19 protein-coding genes are annotated in these 16192 nt (G+C 69.2%); 8 read left to right on the plus strand and 11 right to left on the minus strand.

The genetic code is table 11. The features are described from left to right. Nucleotides 1-251 precede the first annotated feature (251 nt). Nucleotides 252-683: a protoporphyrinogen oxidase HemJ gene (gene hemJ, locus F0357_RS09500; protein ID WP_153480258.1), complete on the minus strand. Its 432-nt coding sequence runs from the start codon at nt 681-683 to the stop codon at nt 252-254. 77 nt (nt 684-760) lie between these two features. Further along, nucleotides 761-1819 (minus strand): uroporphyrinogen decarboxylase, encoded by a 1059-nt coding sequence (gene hemE / locus F0357_RS09505; RefSeq protein WP_153486558.1) that lies wholly within the window; start codon nt 1817-1819, stop codon nt 761-763. A gap of 372 nt (nt 1820-2191) precedes the next feature. On the opposite strand from hemE, the gene F0357_RS09510 reads away from it, so the two are divergent. The 5 genes from F0357_RS09510 (at nt 2192) to dnaQ (ending at nt 6133) form a co-directional block, all read left to right on the plus strand. Then, nucleotides 2192-3085: a pyruvate, water dikinase regulatory protein gene (locus tag F0357_RS09510; RefSeq protein ID WP_153480265.1), complete on the plus strand. Its 894-nt coding sequence runs from the start codon at nt 2192-2194 to the stop codon at nt 3083-3085. A 122-nt stretch (nt 3086-3207) separates the two neighbouring features. Next, on the plus strand, nt 3208-3804 hold the full coding sequence (locus tag F0357_RS09515) for a Maf family protein (RefSeq protein WP_312861696.1): 597 nt from the start codon (nt 3208-3210) through the stop codon (nt 3802-3804). Further along, the gene (locus F0357_RS09520; RefSeq protein ID WP_153480271.1) at nt 3801-4649 is read left to right on the plus strand and encodes a shikimate dehydrogenase; all 849 of its coding nucleotides are present in this window, start codon (nt 3801-3803) and stop codon (nt 4647-4649) included. The genes F0357_RS09515 and F0357_RS09520 overlap by 4 nt, the downstream gene beginning before the upstream one ends. A gap of 98 nt (nt 4650-4747) precedes the next feature. Then, entirely contained in the window at nt 4748-5401 is a 654-nt protein-coding gene (gene coaE, locus F0357_RS09525; protein ID WP_153480273.1) for a dephospho-CoA kinase, read from the plus strand. Nucleotides 5402-5425: 24 nt separating this feature from the next. Further along, a complete protein-coding gene (dnaQ, locus tag F0357_RS09530) occupies nt 5426-6133 on the plus strand; it encodes a DNA polymerase III subunit epsilon (RefSeq protein ID WP_153480275.1) in 708 nt (235 codons plus the stop codon). Between the two features lie 67 nt (nt 6134-6200). On the opposite strand, the gene secB is transcribed toward dnaQ, so the two are convergent. Together secB and F0357_RS09540 are read right to left on the minus strand one after the other, a co-directional pair. Continuing rightward, nucleotides 6201-6683 carry a protein-export chaperone SecB gene (gene secB / locus F0357_RS09535; RefSeq protein ID WP_153480277.1) on the minus strand — a complete coding sequence of 161 codons (483 nt, stop codon included), beginning with the start codon at nt 6681-6683 and terminating at the stop codon, nt 6201-6203. 133 nt (nt 6684-6816) lie between these two features. Further along, entirely contained in the window at nt 6817-7308 is a 492-nt protein-coding gene (locus F0357_RS09540; protein WP_153480279.1) for an FxsA family protein, read from the minus strand. 253 nt (nt 7309-7561) lie between these two features. Here F0357_RS09540 and F0357_RS09545 point away from each other — a divergent pair, with 253 nt between their 5' ends. The 3 genes from F0357_RS09545 (at nt 7562) to F0357_RS25185 (ending at nt 10145) form a co-directional block, all read left to right on the plus strand. Further along, nucleotides 7562-8320 (plus strand): Tim44/TimA family putative adaptor protein, encoded by a 759-nt coding sequence (locus F0357_RS09545; protein WP_153480285.1) that lies wholly within the window; start codon nt 7562-7564, stop codon nt 8318-8320. Continuing rightward, a complete protein-coding gene (gene mltA / locus F0357_RS09550) occupies nt 8317-9486 on the plus strand; it encodes a murein transglycosylase A (protein WP_246161417.1) in 1170 nt (389 codons plus the stop codon). The genes F0357_RS09545 and mltA overlap by 4 nt, the downstream gene beginning before the upstream one ends. Nucleotides 9487-9800: 314 nt before the next feature. Further along, entirely contained in the window at nt 9801-10145 is a 345-nt protein-coding gene (locus tag F0357_RS25185; protein ID WP_312861524.1) for a Smr/MutS family protein, read from the plus strand. 102 nt (nt 10146-10247) lie between these two features. Here the strand turns inward: F0357_RS25185 and rplT are convergent, their stop codons facing one another. The 7 genes from rplT to F0357_RS24105 form a co-directional block, all read right to left on the minus strand. Beyond that, entirely contained in the window at nt 10248-10610 is a 363-nt protein-coding gene (gene rplT / locus F0357_RS09560; RefSeq protein ID WP_153480289.1) for a 50S ribosomal protein L20, read from the minus strand. Between the two features lie 48 nt (nt 10611-10658). Continuing rightward, the gene (gene rpmI, locus F0357_RS09565; protein WP_312861525.1) at nt 10659-10859 is read right to left on the minus strand and encodes a 50S ribosomal protein L35; all 201 of its coding nucleotides are present in this window, start codon (nt 10857-10859) and stop codon (nt 10659-10661) included. A gap of 192 nt (nt 10860-11051) precedes the next feature. Then, nucleotides 11052-12044 carry a bifunctional riboflavin kinase/FAD synthetase gene (locus F0357_RS09570; protein ID WP_312861526.1) on the minus strand — a complete coding sequence of 331 codons (993 nt, stop codon included), beginning with the start codon at nt 12042-12044 and terminating at the stop codon, nt 11052-11054. 16 nt (nt 12045-12060) lie between these two features. Then, nucleotides 12061-12948, minus strand: a complete 888-nt coding sequence (locus tag F0357_RS09575; protein WP_153480292.1) for a TIGR01459 family HAD-type hydrolase — start codon at nt 12946-12948, stop codon at nt 12061-12063. Nucleotides 12949-13013: 65 nt separating this feature from the next. Then, nucleotides 13014-13310, minus strand: coding sequence for an NIPSNAP family protein (locus tag F0357_RS09580; protein ID WP_153480296.1), 297 nt, complete (start codon nt 13308-13310; stop codon nt 13014-13016). 85 nt (nt 13311-13395) lie between these two features. Then, complete coding sequence (locus F0357_RS09585; RefSeq protein WP_153480300.1) at nt 13396-14637, minus strand: CobW family GTP-binding protein; 1242 nt, start codon at nt 14635-14637, stop codon at nt 13396-13398. After that, on the minus strand, nt 14634-16010 hold the full coding sequence (locus F0357_RS24105; protein ID WP_312861527.1) for a D-alanyl-D-alanine carboxypeptidase family protein: 1377 nt from the start codon (nt 16008-16010) through the stop codon (nt 14634-14636). The genes F0357_RS09585 and F0357_RS24105 overlap by 4 nt, the downstream gene beginning before the upstream one ends. Nucleotides 16011-16192: the final 182 nt, after the last annotated feature.

A 16192-nucleotide genomic window follows, 5' to 3' on the forward strand; every position in this document is an offset into this window, starting at 1 on the left:
CGCGGCAGGTCTGACCCGTTTCACAGGTCGGAGGGGATTGGGGGAATGGGGGCGGATCTCGAACGGAAACGGAAAAGTCCGGTCTGGCGCCTCAGGCGACGAAAGCCAGTCTCAAGCAACTGGTCCGCGCGGGCTCCTGTCCGCCTCGAATGAGGACGCCCGGAACATAGTCGCTTCGTGCCGACGCGGCAAGACCACATCGGCGAGAACGGAACACAAATTCCAGCGCCTCGCGGCGCGGGGGTCGCGCCTCAGAACGGCTTCAGCACGACGAGGATCACGATGCCGATCAGGAGGACCGTCGGAACCTCGTTGAGAATTCGATAGAATCGGGCGGATTTGGTGTTCGCGTCGGCCGCGAACCGGCGCACCGCCCCGGCGAGATAGCCGTGCACACCCGACAGGATCAGCACCAAGAGCAACTTGGCGTGGAGCCATCCGGACACGAACCAGCCGCCCTGCCAAGCGAGGAGGAGACCGAAGACCCAGGTCGCGATCATCGCCGGCGTCGCGATCGCCTTGAGGAGGCGGCGTTCCATCACCTTGAAGGTCTCGGCCTTGTCCGAGCCCGGCGCGGCATCGGCGTGGTAGACCATCAGGCGCGGGAGATAGAACATCGCCGCCATCCACGCGATCAGCGAGAGGATGTGCAGGATCTTGAGCCAGCCGTAGAGATCGCTCATTGCCGTCTCCCGTACGCGGCACCGGTTTCCGTCCCGGCGCCACCGATGACCGTTTCAGAGGGCGTGCCCCGCCCGGCTCATTGCTGACCGCGCCGGACCCGCGCGATCATCCGCTCGACGTGGGCGATCGGCGTCTCCGGCAGGATGCCGTGACCGAGATTGAACACGAAGGACCCTCCGGCAAGCGCCGTCATGATCTCGTCCAGCGCTTCGTCGAGCGCGCGGCCGCCGACGACGAGCCGCAGCGGATCGAGATTGCCCTGCACAGGCACCGAGTGCTGGAGCACAGCGGCCGTGTTGAGGGACACCGTCCAGTCGAGCCCGACGGCATCGACGCCGGTTTCCCGGGCGAACGCCATCAGCCGGGTGCCGCCGCCGCGTGGAAAGCCGATGATCGGCACCCCGGGCGCGGCCGCCTTCACGCGGCGCACGATTTCGGCGATCGGCGCAACCGTCCAGCGCATGAACGCGTCGCCGTCGAGATTGCCCGCCCAACTGTCGAAGATCTGCAGAGCATCCGCCCCGGCCTTCGCCTGGTTGACGAGGTGCTCGGACACCGCCTCGACGAGGACGTCGATCAAGGTCTGGAAGCGCTCCGGCTCGGCATAGGCCGCCTTGCGGACGAAAGCCTGGTCGGGTGTGCCTCTCCCGGCCACCATGTAAGTCGCCAGCGTCCACGGCGCCCCGGCGAAGCCGATGAGAGCCGTCTCGGGCGCCAGGGCGCTCCTGACCTCCCGGAGCGCCGTGTAGACCGGTTCGAGATGCGGGGTGAGCCGCCCGCGGTCGAGCCCACTCACTGCCCCGAGCGGCAGCGGCTCGAGCCGGGGGCCTTCGCCCTCGACGAACTTGACGGGCTGCCCGAGGGCATCCGGGATGACCAGGATGTCGGAGAAGATGATCGCCGCATCGAAACCAAAACGGCGGATCGGCTGGAGCGTCGCCTCGGTGGCGAGCTCAGGCTGGTAGCAGAAATCGAGGAAGCTCTTCGCCTTTTCCCGGATCGCCCGATATTCCGGGAGATAACGACCCGCCTGGCGCATCAGCCACATCGGCGGCACACGGCTATGTCCCCCCTTCAGAGCCTCGAGGAGCGGGACTGTCGGCCGGCTCTCAGGGACGGCGGACTTTCCACCCATCTCCATCTTAAGGAATCCTTCTTTAAGGGTTTGTTAATGTTTCTTAACGGTTGATTAAGGGGATTAACGGCCGTTCACAATTGGACGTCGCGTTCCGCCGGCCCGTCGGCAGAATGACCACAGGGCTGGCCGACTTATACCCAGGCGCCACGTTCTCGACGATTTCGCTCGTTTCGCCAAAGGCTTGTACCCAATACCCGTCTGCATTGCCGACAGATTATCCCAAACTTATGAACGGGGAGAGAGTCTGAGGATGGGGCTCTCTCCCCGAAATTCACGTGTCCTGGATAACCCGGACCCGTTAAGGAAGCTCTGTTGAGAAATCGCGGGTCATCCTCAGGACGGCGCTCCGACGCCGTCCGGCTGCCCGAGATGTCCACGCGCGTCCACAGCGCTGTGGATGATGACGAGGAGAACGCCGTGCCGACCTTCTTCCATCTGCATCTCGTGTCGGATTCGACGGGCGAGACGCTGAGCATGGTGGCGCGTGCGACGGTCGCCCGCTACGACGACGTCGAGGCGATCGAGCATTTCTATCCGCTGGTGCGCTCCGACAAGCAGCTCGACCGCGTGCTGGCCGATATCGAGGCCTCACCCGGCATGGTGCTTTATACCATGATCAATCCGGAGATGACGGAACGGCTGGTGCGGACCTGCCGCGATCTCGGCCTGCCGTGCGCCGACGTGCTCGATCCGGTAATCCGCATGTTTCAGTCCTATCTGAATATGCCGCAGATGCCCCGGGTCGGAGGCCAGCATCAGCTCGACGCGGATTATTTCAAGCGAATCGACGCCCTCAATTTCGTGCTGATGCACGATGACGGGGCGCTTCCCGAGGATCTCGAGGAGGCGGAGGTCGTCCTCGTCGGAGTGAGCCGGACATCGAAGACGCCGACGTCGATCTATCTCGCGAACCGCGGCGTCAAGGCGACCAACATCCCGATCGTGCCGGCGATCCCGTTGCCGCCCAAGCTCTTCCGCGCCAAGCGGCCGCTCGTCGTCGGCCTCATCGCGAGCCCGGAGCGCATCGCGCAGATCCGCGAACACCGGCTTTTGACTCTGAACGCCGACCCGCGTTCAACGAGTTATGTCGATCGCCACGCCATCGCCGAGGAGGTTGCCCTGACCCGCCGGCTGTGTAGCGAACACGGCTGGCCGATCATCGACGTCACCCGCCGCTCGATCGAGGAGACGGCGGCCGCCATCATCGCCCTGCTCAAGGAACATCGCGTCCGTCTTGCCGCCCTGGCCGAGACCGGGCGATAAACGCCTTCATGGAAAACACACATTCGAAGGGTCGTCGGTGGTATCGCCGGCCACTCCGCCTCGTCGTCTCCCGCAGTTCGGATACGGTGGGCCCGGACCCCTCCCAGGAAGGACCCCGCGTGATCCGTCCGATCGTTCTCGCCTCGCGGTCGAGCGCCCGAGGCCGTCTCCTTGCCGAAGCCGGCATCGCCTTCGAGGCGGAGCCCGCCGACCTCGATGAACGCGTGCTCGAACTGCCGCTCCTGGCGTCTGGATCGGCGCCCGACACCATCGCCCTGCGTCTCGCCGAGGAGAAGGCCCTCGCCGTCGCCCGCCGCCGATCCGATGCGCTCGTGATCGGCTGCGATCAGACCCTCGATCTCGAAGGCCACCGCTTCAACAAGGCGGAGAGCCGCGAGGCGGCCGCCGACCAGCTCCGGGCGTTGCGCGGCAAGACCCACGCGCTCCATTCGGCGGTCGTCATCGTCGAAGACGGGGCCGTGACGTGGAGCCACGTCTCGACGGCGAAACTCACCATGCGCCCCTTCAGCGAGGACTTCCTCGCCGATTATCTCGACCGGGTCGGCGACAGCGTGCTCGGCAGTGTCGGCGCCTATCAGCTCGAGGGGTTCGGCGTGCAGCTCTTCAGCGCGATCGATGGCGACTTCTTCACCATTCTCGGCTTGCCGATGCTGCCGCTCGCCGAGCGGCTGCGCGCCACCGGAAATCTGCGCGCATGAGCGGGACCGATGCCATCCGGAGCGGACCGCGCGCCGGCGTCGCCGGATGGCCGGTCGCCCATTCGCGTTCGCCCATCATCCACGGCCGTTGGCTCGCGAAGCACGGAATCGCCGGATCGTATGAGCGGGTGCCAGTCGCCCCCGACGGGGCGGAGGCCTTCTTCGCGACCCTCGCGCGGGGCGACTTCGCCGGGCTCAACGTCACGGTGCCCCACAAGGAGCTCGCCGCCCGCGCCTGCGACGCGCTCGAACCCGTCGCCGCCGCGCTCGGCGCGGCGAATACGCTCTGGGTGGAGAACGGCCGGCTCTACGGCACCAACACCGACGTGGAAGGCTTCCTCGCCAATCTCGACGAGGGCGCGCCCGGGTGGGATGCCGATCCCGGCCCGGCCATTGTGCTCGGCGCCGGCGGCGCGGCGCGGGCGGTGATCCACGGCCTCGCCTCGCGAGGCTTTGCGCCGATCGCGATCGTCAACCGCACGCTCGACCGCGCAGCGCTCCTGACCGGCTTGGCGCCGGTCGCCTCCGCCCATGGTTACGAAGACCTGCCGAAGCTCCTCGAGACGGCGCGGTTCGTCGTCAACACGACGTCCCTCGGCATGAACGGCTCGCCGCCGCTCGACATCGACCTCACGCCCCTCGATCCGGCGGCGCTCGTCACCGATATCGTCTATGTGCCGCTCGAGACGCCGCTGCTCGCCCTGGCTCGGGCGCGGGGAAACCCAGTGGTGGATGGGCTCGGCATGCTGCTGCATCAGGCGGTGCCGGGCTTCGAGCGCTGGTTCGGGGTACGGCCGACCGTCGACGCCGCCTTGCGGGCCGAGGTTCTCGCGACCTTCGCCTGACACGGCCGGGGAAGACGTACGACGGACGAAACGAAGGGACGAGGCCGGGCTTCGGCGAGGAGCGACCGGCCTCTCGGCGCCAGGAAAGGGCCGCGCGGATGATCGTTCTCGGCCTCACCGGTTCGGTCGGCATGGGCAAGTCTACGGTCGCCGGCATGATCCGTGCCCGCGGCGTCCCGGTGAACGACGCCGATGCGGTGGTGCATCGGCTCTATGCAGGCGCCGCCGTGCCGCTGATCGAGGCCGCCTTTCCCGGGACGGTGGTCGACGGTGTCGTCGATCGGGGGACGCTCGGCCGGCTCGTGTTCGGCGACGACGCGGCGATGAAACGGCTCGAGGCGCTCGTCCACCCGCTGGTCGCGAGGGCCGAGATCGATTTTCTCGCCGCTGCCCGCGCCACCGGCCATCGCGTCGTCGTGCTCGACATTCCGCTTCTGTTCGAGATCCGGGCCGAGGGCCGCGTCGATGCGATCGCCACCGTCTCCGCCCCGGCAGCGGTGCAGCGCGACCGTGTGCTGCGCCGTCCGGGCATGACCGCGGAGCGCCTCGCCGCCGTGCTCGCCCGCCAGATGCCGGACGACGAGAAGCGCCGACGCAGCCATTTCGTCGTCGACACCAGCGGGCCGCTGGAGGCGACCCGGCGTCAGGTCGCGGCCTTGTTGCGCACGCTCGCCGGAATGCAGGGGAAAAGGCGCCGCGACGCCTTGCCGGGCGTGGCGCCTGCGCCGACAACGGCCGCACCGGGCCGGTGATTGTCTCGAAGCGAGGGCGGGCTGATGCGCGAGATCGTGTTCGACACGGAAACGACGGGGCTCAATGCCCGCGGCGGTGATCGCCTCGTCGAACTCGGCGGCGTCGAACTCGTCAACGGCTTCCCGACCGGCCGCTCCTATCACGCCTACATCAATCCCGAGCGCGACATGCCGGCCGAGGCCTTCGCGGTGCACGGACTGTCGGGCGAATTTCTCGCCGACAAGCCGCGTTTCGCCGAGGTCGCAGACGATTTCCTGACCTTCCTCGGCGAGGCGACCCTCGTCATCCACAATGCCGATTTCGATATGGGCTTCATCAACATGGAGCTCGGGCGGCTCGGCCGGCCGGCCATCGGCGCGGACCGAGTGATCGACACGCTCCAGATCGCGCGACGCAAGCACCCGGCGGGGCCGAACTCCCTCGATGCGCTCTGCTCGCGCTACAAGATCGACAATTCGTCGCGCACCAAGCACGGCGCCTTGCTCGACGCCGAACTCCTTGCCGAGGTCTATCTCGAACTGCTCGGCGGCCGGCAGGCGGCGCTCGGCCTCGCCGGCGAGAGCGGTGCGCCCGGCGGCGGCCGCGCGACGGGCCCGCTCAAGCCGGCTCACGCCCGCCAGCGCCCGGCGCCGCTGCCCTCCTTCGTCACGCCCCAGGAGGAGATCGCCCACGCCGCCTTCGTCGCGACGCTGGGCGAGGCCGCCCTCTGGAAAAAATACGAGCCGGCCTGAAGGCTCGGGCCGGCTCGATGATGGTGCGGGGTCGTCGTGCGCGCGGGCCGCGAGGCGCCGCGGCGGATCAGTTCGGGGCGCCGGCGGCGACGGCGGCCGCCTGGGCGCGCTGGATGTTCTGCTGATAGAGCGCGACGAAATCGATCGGATCGATCAGGAGCGGGGGGAAACCGCCGTTGCGGGTCGCGTCCGCGACGATCTGACGCGCGAACGGGAACAGAAGACGCGGGCACTCGATCATGACGAGCGGCTGGAGGTGTTCCCCCGGCACGTTCTGGATGCGGAAGATGCCGGCATAGGCGATCTCGGTGTGGAACACGACGTCGTCTTCCGAGCCGGCGCGAGCGTCGAGCAGCAGCGTCACCTCGATGTCCGCCTCGGAGAGGGCGCGGGCATTGACGTTGACGTTGACCGTGATCGCGGGGGCTTGCTGGCGCGGCTGCAGCGAGAGCGGCGCCTTCGGATTCTCGAACGAGAAATCCTTGAGGTACTGCGCCAGCACGTTGATGGAGGGCGGGGCGGTCACGCCGCCGTTCTCGGTGTCGCTCATCGGGTCCGCTCGGGTCGGTTCGGCGCCGGGCCGGAGATCGGCTCAGCCGCGTTGAAGAGGTTCGGTCGAACGTGTCGGTCCGGCCGCACCGCTCGCTAGCACGTCCGCCTGTCCCCGTCCAATCGACCGCGGCTCAGTTCGGCGGCAGGCGCCGCCAGGGCGTGCCGGGCGCGCCGCCGTCGCGCCGCCCATAATCCTCCGCATCGAGATCGACCACCGGGCGGTCGTAGCCATCCTGGCGTGGCGCCCTCGTTTCCATGACGACGACCTCGACGCGCCGGCGCAGCATCCGCCAGATCGCGGCGCGAACCGGCGGCAGAAACAGGGCGATGCCGACGATGTCGCTGACGAAGCCGGGGAGGATGAGGAGAAGACCGGCGGCGACCACCAGCGCTCCGTGGAACACGGCCTCGCCGGGCATCCGTCCCGCGTCGAGTTCGGCCTGGATCTGCCGCAGGATATCGAGCCCCTGGGACCTCAGGAGGCTGAGGCCGACGAAGCCCGACAGGATGACGAGCGCGAGCGTCGGCAGAACGCCGATCTCCCGCCCGACCAGGATGAACACGGCGATCTCGAGGATCGGCAACCCGAACAGAACAACGGGCAGGAAAGGGATCGGGCGCATCGCGCGTCTGAGGTCCTTCGAATAGGTGCGGCCGTTACCCTATTTGGGTGCACAACCGAAATTCGCCACCGGATTCGGGCTTTTTCGCGCAGCGGAGCGGCGGAACGGGGCGGATCGGGCGAGACGGCTTGTCTCCATGCCTTTATGCTGCTTGAAGGAGGCCTACATGAGAAGGGTCCGGCCGAGGGCGGGACTCGGGCGGATTTGCGAGCGGGCCAGGCATCGGCCCCGTCCGGCGAACCGGTGAGGCACGATGGGTGAGATCTTCGACATCTACAACATCATCTTCCTGGTGCTGGCGGTCGTGATCCTGCTCAGGCTCCGGAGCGTACTCGGCCGTCGGACCGGGAACGAGCGGCCGCCTGTCGATCCCTTCGCGCGCCGCCAGACCGGGCCAGCGCCGGGCCAGTCTCCGAACCAGGCGCCGGCGAACGATGCGGCGCCAGCGCCGCGCGATGGCGTCGTCACGCAGTTCCCGACGGCCCGTCAGCCCGAGGCCCCGGAAGTTTCCGGCCGCGAGGCGGGCGAGAAGATCGCGCGCATGGCATCGGAGGGCACGCCGCTGCGCACAGGTCTCGAGGCGATCCTCGCCTCCGATCCCGCATTCGATCCCGATCGCTTCGTCACCGGTGCGAAGATGGCCTACGAGATGATCGTGACCGCCTTCGCCGCAGGCGACCGCAAGGCGCTCAAACCACTCCTCGCCCGAGAGGTGTTCGACGGCTTCGCCGGGGTGATCGCCGACCGCGAATCGCGCGGCGAAAAGGTCGAGCAGACCTTCGTCGGCATCGGGAAGGCGGAGATCGTGGACGCCGCCCTGAAGGACGGCACTGCCCACGTCACGGTGCTCTTCAAGAGCCAGCTCATCTCCGTGACACGCGCCAAGGACGACACCATCGTCGCCGGCGACCCGGCGAGCGTCAACGACATCGCGGACCGCTGGACCTTCGCCCGCGACGTCAGCCAGCGCGATCCGAACTGGAAGCTCGTCGCGACCGAATCCCTGGAATGATCCCCGCAGGCCGGCGCCGTGCGGTCGCCGCTTTCGCGGGCGGCATGGCGCTCATCGCCGGTGCGTCCGCGTTCGCGGCCGAGGCGTCTCGGCCGCCGCCCGGCGCTGGGCCGGACTGTGCTGTGCGCCTCGCCTCGCTCCCTGGCTGGCGCCAGGACGAACCGGCGTTCGCCCTCGAAGCGTTCCGCCGCTCCTGTGCCAAGGCGGTCGGAAGCGTCAGCCTACTCCCCGCCTGTATCGCCGTGGCGCGCTACGGCTATACCAACCGGGCGGCGCGGGCCTTCTTTGCCCGCCATTTCGCGGCGGCGCGGATCGGCGCGCCGGGCTCGGGCTTCCTCACCGGATATTACGAGCCCGAGATTCGCGGCGCGCGCGCGGCAGAAGCGCGCTTCCCGACCCCGCTCTATCGGCTGCCGCCGGACCTCGTGCCGCTCGGCTCCGCGGTGCCGCGCCCGGCCGGGTTCGACCCGGCGCTCAAGGCGGCGCAGCGGCTGGCGGATGGGACCCTTGTGCCCTATCCGGACCGGGCCGCCATCGAGGCCGGCGCCCTGAGGGGCGAGGGCCTCGAGATCGTCTATGTCGATCCGATCGAGGCTTTCTTCGCCCAGGTGCAGGGGTCCGTTCGCGTCCGTCTCGCCGATGGCACCGTGCTCAGGCTCGGCTATGCCGGCAAGAACGGCCACCCCTATGTGCCGATCGCTCGGCTCCTGATCGAACGGGGCGAGATCGCGCGGGCGGACATGACCGCCGACCGCCTCCGCGGCTGGCTCGCCGCCCACCCGGACGCGGCGCCGGCCTTGATGAACGCCAACCCGTCCTACGTCTTCTTCCGCATCGTCGCGGGAGCGAAGCCCGCCGAAGGGCCGATCGGCACCGAAGGCGTGCCGCTGACCGTCGGGCGCAGCCTCGCCGTCGATCCCGCCTTCACCGCGCTCGGCACGCCGCTGTGGATCGACGGAACGCGCCCGTCGGCGATCGGCGCCGACCGTCCGCTGCGCCGGCTGGTGATCGCCCAGGACACCGGCGGGGCCATCAAGGGCGCGGCGCGCGGCGACCTCTTCGTCGGCACCGGCGACAAGGCCGGCCGGATCGCCGGCCGCCTCAAGAACCCGATGACCCTCTACCGCCTCGTGCCGAAAGGCAGCGTTGCGGAGTGCGCGCCGTGAGCCGGCGCGGTCGCCGCACCCTGCGGCCGGAAGAAGAGGAACTCTGGCGCCGCGTCGCCGAGAGCGTCGATCGCCTCAAGCCGCGCCGCAGTACCCGCCGGGGCAGAGCGGCGAAGAATGCTGCGAGCCAGGACGCCACGTCGGGAGATGCCGGGGATGCGAGCGGAGGATCGCCGGCACGCGCGCCGGTGCCCGGTCCTGCCGCGCCGCCGGCACCTGTTCCGCCGCGGATCTCCGCAGCGCCGCCGGGGAAGCCCGCCGCGAAGTCGCCCGCTCCCAATCATCCGCCGCTGGCGCCTCTGGAGCGGCGCACCGTGCAGCGCCTTGTGCGCGGCACCCATGCGATCGACGATCGCCTCGACCTGCACGGCCTCACCCAGGAGGCGGCGAAACGCCGGCTGATGGATTTCCTGCACCGCGCCCAGGCGGACGGGCTCAAGACGGTGCTCGTCATCACGGGGAAGGGCGCGCTCGGGACGGATCGCTTCGAGGCCGGCGATTTCACCGCCGAGCGCGGCGTGCTGCGGCGGGTCGTGCCGGAATGGCTGCGGATGCCCGGCGCCCGCGGTCTCGTCGTCGGCTTCTCGGAGGCGCACGCCGCCCACGGCGGATCCGGCGCGCTCTATGTTCGCATCCGCCGCCCCAAGACGGGCCGCTGACGCGAGCCGGCCCGCCGCGCCGGACGTCTCTCCCGCACCCCCGAAACGAAAAGAGCCGCCCGAAGGCGGCCCGTTCCGTCAATCTCGCAGCGCCGATCGAAATCAGGCGGCGACGATATTGGCCTTCGCGGTTTCGACCAGCGCGGCGAACGCCGCCGGCTCGCGGATCGCGAGATCCGACAGAACCTTCCGGTCGACCTCGACGCCGGCCTTGTTGAGGCCGTCGATGAAGCGCGAATAGGTCAGGCCGTGCTCGCGCACCGCCGCGTTGATGCGCTGAACCCAGAGGGCCCGGAAATTGCGCTTCTTCGCCTTCCGGTCGCGGAAGGCATATTGCATGCTCTTGTCGACCGCAGCCTTCGCGGCCCGGATCGTATTCTTGCGACGGCCATAAAAGCCCTTAGCGGCCTTCAGGACCTTCTTGTGCTTGGCATGGGCAGCAACGCCCCGCTTCACGCGCGCCATGGCGATAACTCCTCGTTATTCGGTGAAGGGATAACCCGCGGAAAAACTTCAGGCGTTCGGCAGGAAGTTCTTCTTGATGATGCGGGCATCGGCGTCGGCGAGCACGGTCGTGCCGCGGGCGTTGCGGATGAACTTCTTCGTCCGCTTGATCATCCCGTGGCGCTTGCCGGCCTGCTGGACCTTCACCTTGCCGGTGGCGGTGACCTTGAAGCGCTTCTTGGCGCCGGACTTCGTCTTCAGCTTGGGCACTTTGGCTCTCCAATGATGGTGACGGACACAGGACAACACTCACGCCCCCCTTGCGGGAGCCGCTCGCGGTCCATCCGTCGGATGCGCTGAGCATTCAGGATCGCCACGGCATGCCCTTTAGCCGGGCGATCCACGAAGACCGGCCTTATAGCGGGGGCCGGCGCAAAGCGCAACGCCGGCGTCTCGCGACGCTCACCCGAAGGTGAGCGTCTCGTCCAAGGGGGAGAGCGGGACGGCGCTCGCGAGGGTCGCGCGGGCGCGGGCGCTGTCGCGGTCCATCTGGGCGACGAGGGCGTCGAGGCTGTCGAACTTCAATTCGGGGCGCTGATATTCGAACAGCGAGACCGAGAGCAGCCGGCCGTAGAGGTCGCCCTTGAAGTCGAACAGATGGACTTCGAGGAGCGGCGCGCCGTTGTCGAAGGTCGGGCGGCGCCCGAAGCTCGCGACGCCGTCGTAAAGGCGGCCGTCGAGCCGGACCCGGACCGTGTAGATGCCGAGTGCGAGGGCGCAATCGTCGGCCAGACGCAGGTTGGCGGTCGGATAGCCGAGTTCGCGGCCGCGCTTGTCGCCGTGGCGCACCTCCGCCTCGGTCTGCCAGCGCCAGCCGAGCAGCGCGTTCGCCGCCGCCGCATCGCCGGTCGAGAGGGCGTCGCGCACCCGCGTCGAGGAGATCGGGCCGCCGCTCTCGTCCTTCATCGGCTCGGCGATCGAGACGCCGAAGCCGCGCCGCGCGCCGGCCTCGACGAGGAAGGCCGGGGACCCGGCGCGGGCCTTGCCGAAATGGAAATCGTAGCCGATCAGCACGTGGCGGACGCCGAGCCGCCCGACCAGCACCTCGTCGACGAACTCCTCCGCCGTCAGCGCGGCGAACACGCGGTCGAACGGCGCGACGACGAGGCCGTCGATGCCGAGCGCGGCGATCACGCGGCCCTTGAGGTGGGGGGGCGTGAGGCGGAAGATCGGCTGATCGGGCCGGAACAGCGAGCGCGGATGCGGCTCGAAGGTGAGGGCCGCGGTCGGCTGTCCGTGGGCGTGGGCGATGTCGCGGGCGAGCGAGAGCACCGCCTGATGGCCGCGGTGGACGCCGTCGAAATTGCCGATGGCGACGACGCCGCCACGGAGCCGCTCCGGCAGCGCGCCCAGCGGCACATGAAAATCGCGAGGCTCGTCCGCTGTCGCGCTCACCCGGGCCGCCCTTCGATCACCAGGCGAGATAGGGAATCGCGGCGACGGCCCGGACCTTCTCGGTCGCAAGCCGTTGCGTCACGAGGGCGGCGTCGGGCGCTTCGATGGCCCCGAAATCGGCGCCATGAATACCGGCGGTGACGAACAGGGCGTCGATGCCCTGGTCGGTCGCGCCGCGCATGTCGGTGTGGAGGCCGTCGCCGACCGCGAGGATGCGCTCGGGCGCGACCGGCGCGCCGGCGATCCCCTTGATGCGGGCGAACGCGGCCCGGTAGATCGGCGCATGGGGCTTGCCGAGCTGCACGATCGGCCCGCCGAGTTCGGCGTAGAGGCGGGCGAGAGCGCCGCCGCACCAGATCATCTTGAAGCCGCGCTCGACGACGATGTCGGGATTGGCCGAGACGAGGGGCAGCCGGCGGGCGGCGAAGCCTTCAAGGAGGGTGCGATAATCGTCCGGCGTCTCGACCTCGTCGTTGACGAGCCCGGTCACGCAGACGACCTCGGCGTCATCGGCGTCGGCGAGGGTGAAGCTGGTCCCCTCGTAGAGCGACAGGTCGCGCTCCGGACCGATGTGGTAGACGCGCGTCTCCGTCATCCGGGCGAGGTGCGCGTGGGTCACGTCGCCCGAGGTCACGACGGCGTCGAAGGCTCCCTCGGTGACGCCGAAGCCCTCGAGCTGGGTCAGCACGGGCCCGTGCGGCCGCGGCGAATTGGTGACGAGCACGACGATGCCGCCGCGCTCCTTGCGGAAGCGGGTCAGGGCTTCGACGGCGGCCGGGTAGGCCTCGACGCCGTTGTGCACGACGCCCCAGACATCGCAGACGAGCGCGTCGTAACGCTCGCTCAGCGCGGACAGGCCTTCGATGACGGCGACCGGCGCGGGGAAGGACGCGGAGGTGTTCATGGCCGCCGAGCTAGCCCCTCCGGGGCGCTTCGGTCAAGCCGGTGCTGCGCCGCAACGAAGTCGCGTCACGGTGTGGCATGGATCTCGTCGCCGATCTTCACCAGGACGTCGCCTTCGAGCAGCGGCTGGATGCGGTCGAACAGGTCGGTGACGACGGGCGATGTCAGGTAGCGGTCGAGCGTCGCGCGGTCCTTGGCGCGCAGGTGGCTCGTGAAGAGCGTGGGCTCGCCGGAATCGCGTGACACGGACACCGAAACGACCGCGTCCGTCGTCTCCCTCCGCCGGGCCGTCTCCACCAAGGCCTGCTCGAGCACGCCTTCATGGCCGGCCTTGACGCGGATGATGGTCGTCATGGTGATCATCGCACTCTCCTCCCCGGATGGCTCGGCAACCGGACACGCTCGGCCGGCCGCTCGGGTCCGGCACGAGGCGGAAGGGAGCGGCGGTTCAGCCGAAGCGGTGACCCGGCACCGCGAGCGGATTGTCGATCAGCGCCGCCGCGTCGGGCCGATCGGGCGCGACCACGCCGGTGAAGGCGTCGAACAGGCCGCGGACGAAGCCCTCCGGCAGATCGCAGGTGATAAACACGAGCCGCGTCGTCCGGTTGCCTTCGGGCCACGCCTCGAGCTGCACCGGCGGATGGAGCACATGCTGCACGGCGTGCAGCACCAGGGGCCGCTCCGGCGTTTCGGCGACGCAGACGATGCCCTTCATGCGCAGGAGCTTCGGGCCGTGGCCGGCGCGCAGGAGCTCCAGGAACATGTCGAGGGCGGCCATCGGCACAGGCCGCTCGGTGGTCAGCGCGAACGCCCGGATGCGGGAATCGTGGCGGTTCACGTCGTGGTGATGGTCGTGGTGCCCGTGAGCGTGATCGTCGTGACCGTGATGGTCGTCATGATCGTGGTCGTGGTGATGGTGCCCGTGGTCGTGGTCGTGATGGTGGTCGTGGTGATGGCCCTGACCCTGAGGCCCGTAGTGTTCCGAGGCGAGCCAGCGGGCGACATCGGGGATCTTGGTCTTGGGGTCGTAGAGGCCGCAATCGATCAGCGCCGGCAGGGTCGCCTCGCCACGGACGGCATCGAGGCGCGGCGCGGCGGGATTGAGGGCGGCGAGACGGGCGTGGAGTGCCGCCACGTCGAGGCCGCGCTCGGCCGCGAGATCGGTCTTGGTGACGACGATGCGGTCGGCCATCGCGACCTGCTTCACCGCCTCGATATGGGTGTCCAGGGTCTCGGCGCCGTTCACGGCATCGACGACGGTGACGACGCCGTCGAGGCGGAAGCGCATCACCAGATAGGGATGCAGCATGATGGCGTGGAGCACCGGCGCCGGATCGGCGAGGCCGGTGGTCTCGATCACCACGCGGTCGAGGCGGGCGATCCGCCCGTTGTCGAGGCCGCGCAGCAGGTCCTCCAGCGTGCTGACGAGCTCGCCGCGCACGGTGCAGCAGAGGCAGCCGTTGGAGAGCTCGATGATGCCGTCGGAGGCGGCGGAGACGAGGAGATGATCGACCCCGACCTCGCCGAATTCGTTCACGATCACCGCGGCGTGGGCGAGCGCGGGATCACCGAGCAGGCGGTTGAGCAGGGTCGTCTTGCCGGCGCCGAGGAAGCCGGTCAGCACTGTCACCGGAATCGGGGTTCGGCCGGCGCGCGGGGCACCGGCGGCGACGTCTGGCTCGGAGCTCATTGGGCGGCGCCGGGATTGAGCAGCGCGGGCGGCAGCAGCGACAGCGGGACGCTGACTCCGGGCTTGGCGGCCGAGGCGATCGCCTCGGTCTGGGCGCCCGCGACACCGGGCAGCCCTGCGGTGCTGCCGGAATAGGAGGCATCGGTCGCAGACGCGGCGGTAAGGTCCGCGATGCTCTTCGCCGGCTGCTTCTTCCGCGCGCCGGCGGCCGGACCGGTCGTGTCGAACGGCGTCGCGGACGCGACGGCGGTGCCGGCCGCCCCGCCGATGAACACGGGAACCGGCGGCTTCACGATGCGGGTCGCGCTCAGATAGCTCTTGCCGTCGTCGGTGCGGGTCGGGATCAGGCGGTCGCCGTTGGCGATGTAGCCGAGCTCGCCCGGTGCGTCGTCGTCGCCCTGGTCGGCCGAGGCGACGACCGTCCCGGCCTTGGCGCGGTTCGGGCCGCAGACGAAGGCCTTGCGGTTCGCCGGGGTGCCCATGCCGGGCGGATTGCGCAGGGCGGCGAGCGTCGGGCCGCGGCGGCCGGGCTGCTCGAAGGCCATTTCGAGGGCGCGGGCGGCGAATTCGTCGCGCTCACGGGTGTTGTAGGCGCCGAGCACGACGGTGAGCAGGGTGCGGCCGTTGCGGGTCGCCGTCGCCACCACGTTGAAGCCGGAATTGCAGATGAAGCCGGTCTTCATGCCGTCGGCACCGACATAGCGCTCGAGCAGGCGGTTGTGGGTGCGGATGATCTGCTTGCCGAACTTGAGGCCGGTGATGCCGAACAGCGCCTTGTATTGCGGATAATCGCGCAGGATCGCGGTGGCGAGCACGGCGAGGTCGCGGGCGTTGGAGAGCTGCCCGTCGTCCGGCAGGCCGTTCGGATTGTCGAAATGGCTGCGCGTCATGCCGAGGCGGTGGGCCTCGGAATTCATCATCGCGACGAAGGCCGGCTCGGACCCGGCGGTCGATTCCGCGATGGCGACGGCGATGTCGTTCGCCGACTTCACGATCATCATCTTGAGGGCGTTGTCGACGGTGAGCACCGTGCCGACCTTGAAGCCCATCTTGCTCGGCGACTGGGAGAGCGCGTTTTGGCTCACCGTCACCGGCGAATTCAGCGTTATGCGGCCGCTCTGGATCAGGCGGAACGTCACGTAGGCGGTCATCAGCTTGCTGACCGAGGCGGGGTACCAGCTCTGGAAGGCGTTGCGCTGGTCGAGCACCATGCCGGTGTTCACGTCGACCACGATATAGGCGCCGATGTCGGCGCGGGCGGGCGATGCCGCCACCAACGATGCCGAAAGCGTCGCCGCGAGCGCCAGCGGCGCTGCGCGACGGGAGAGGCGGCGCACGACGGCACCCGACAGGTGAGACCAAAAACGGAGCACGCCTCTTCCTCCGGCTCGAACGGCCATACCGCCAACGGCGCAGTGGAAACGCGACACGAATAGCCGATCGAGACGCGCTTGGCAAAAGCCTACCGCATCGCAACTGTCGGCCAAGGGCTTGGCAGCGCCGGCGAATTCGCGCACTGAAGGGGCGGAGGCGCGGGGTGGACTGCCGCCACGTG

Source organism: Segnochrobactrum spirostomi (assembly GCF_009600605.1).
Taxonomy (GTDB): Bacteria; Pseudomonadota; Alphaproteobacteria; order Rhizobiales; family Segnochrobactraceae; genus Segnochrobactrum; species Segnochrobactrum spirostomi.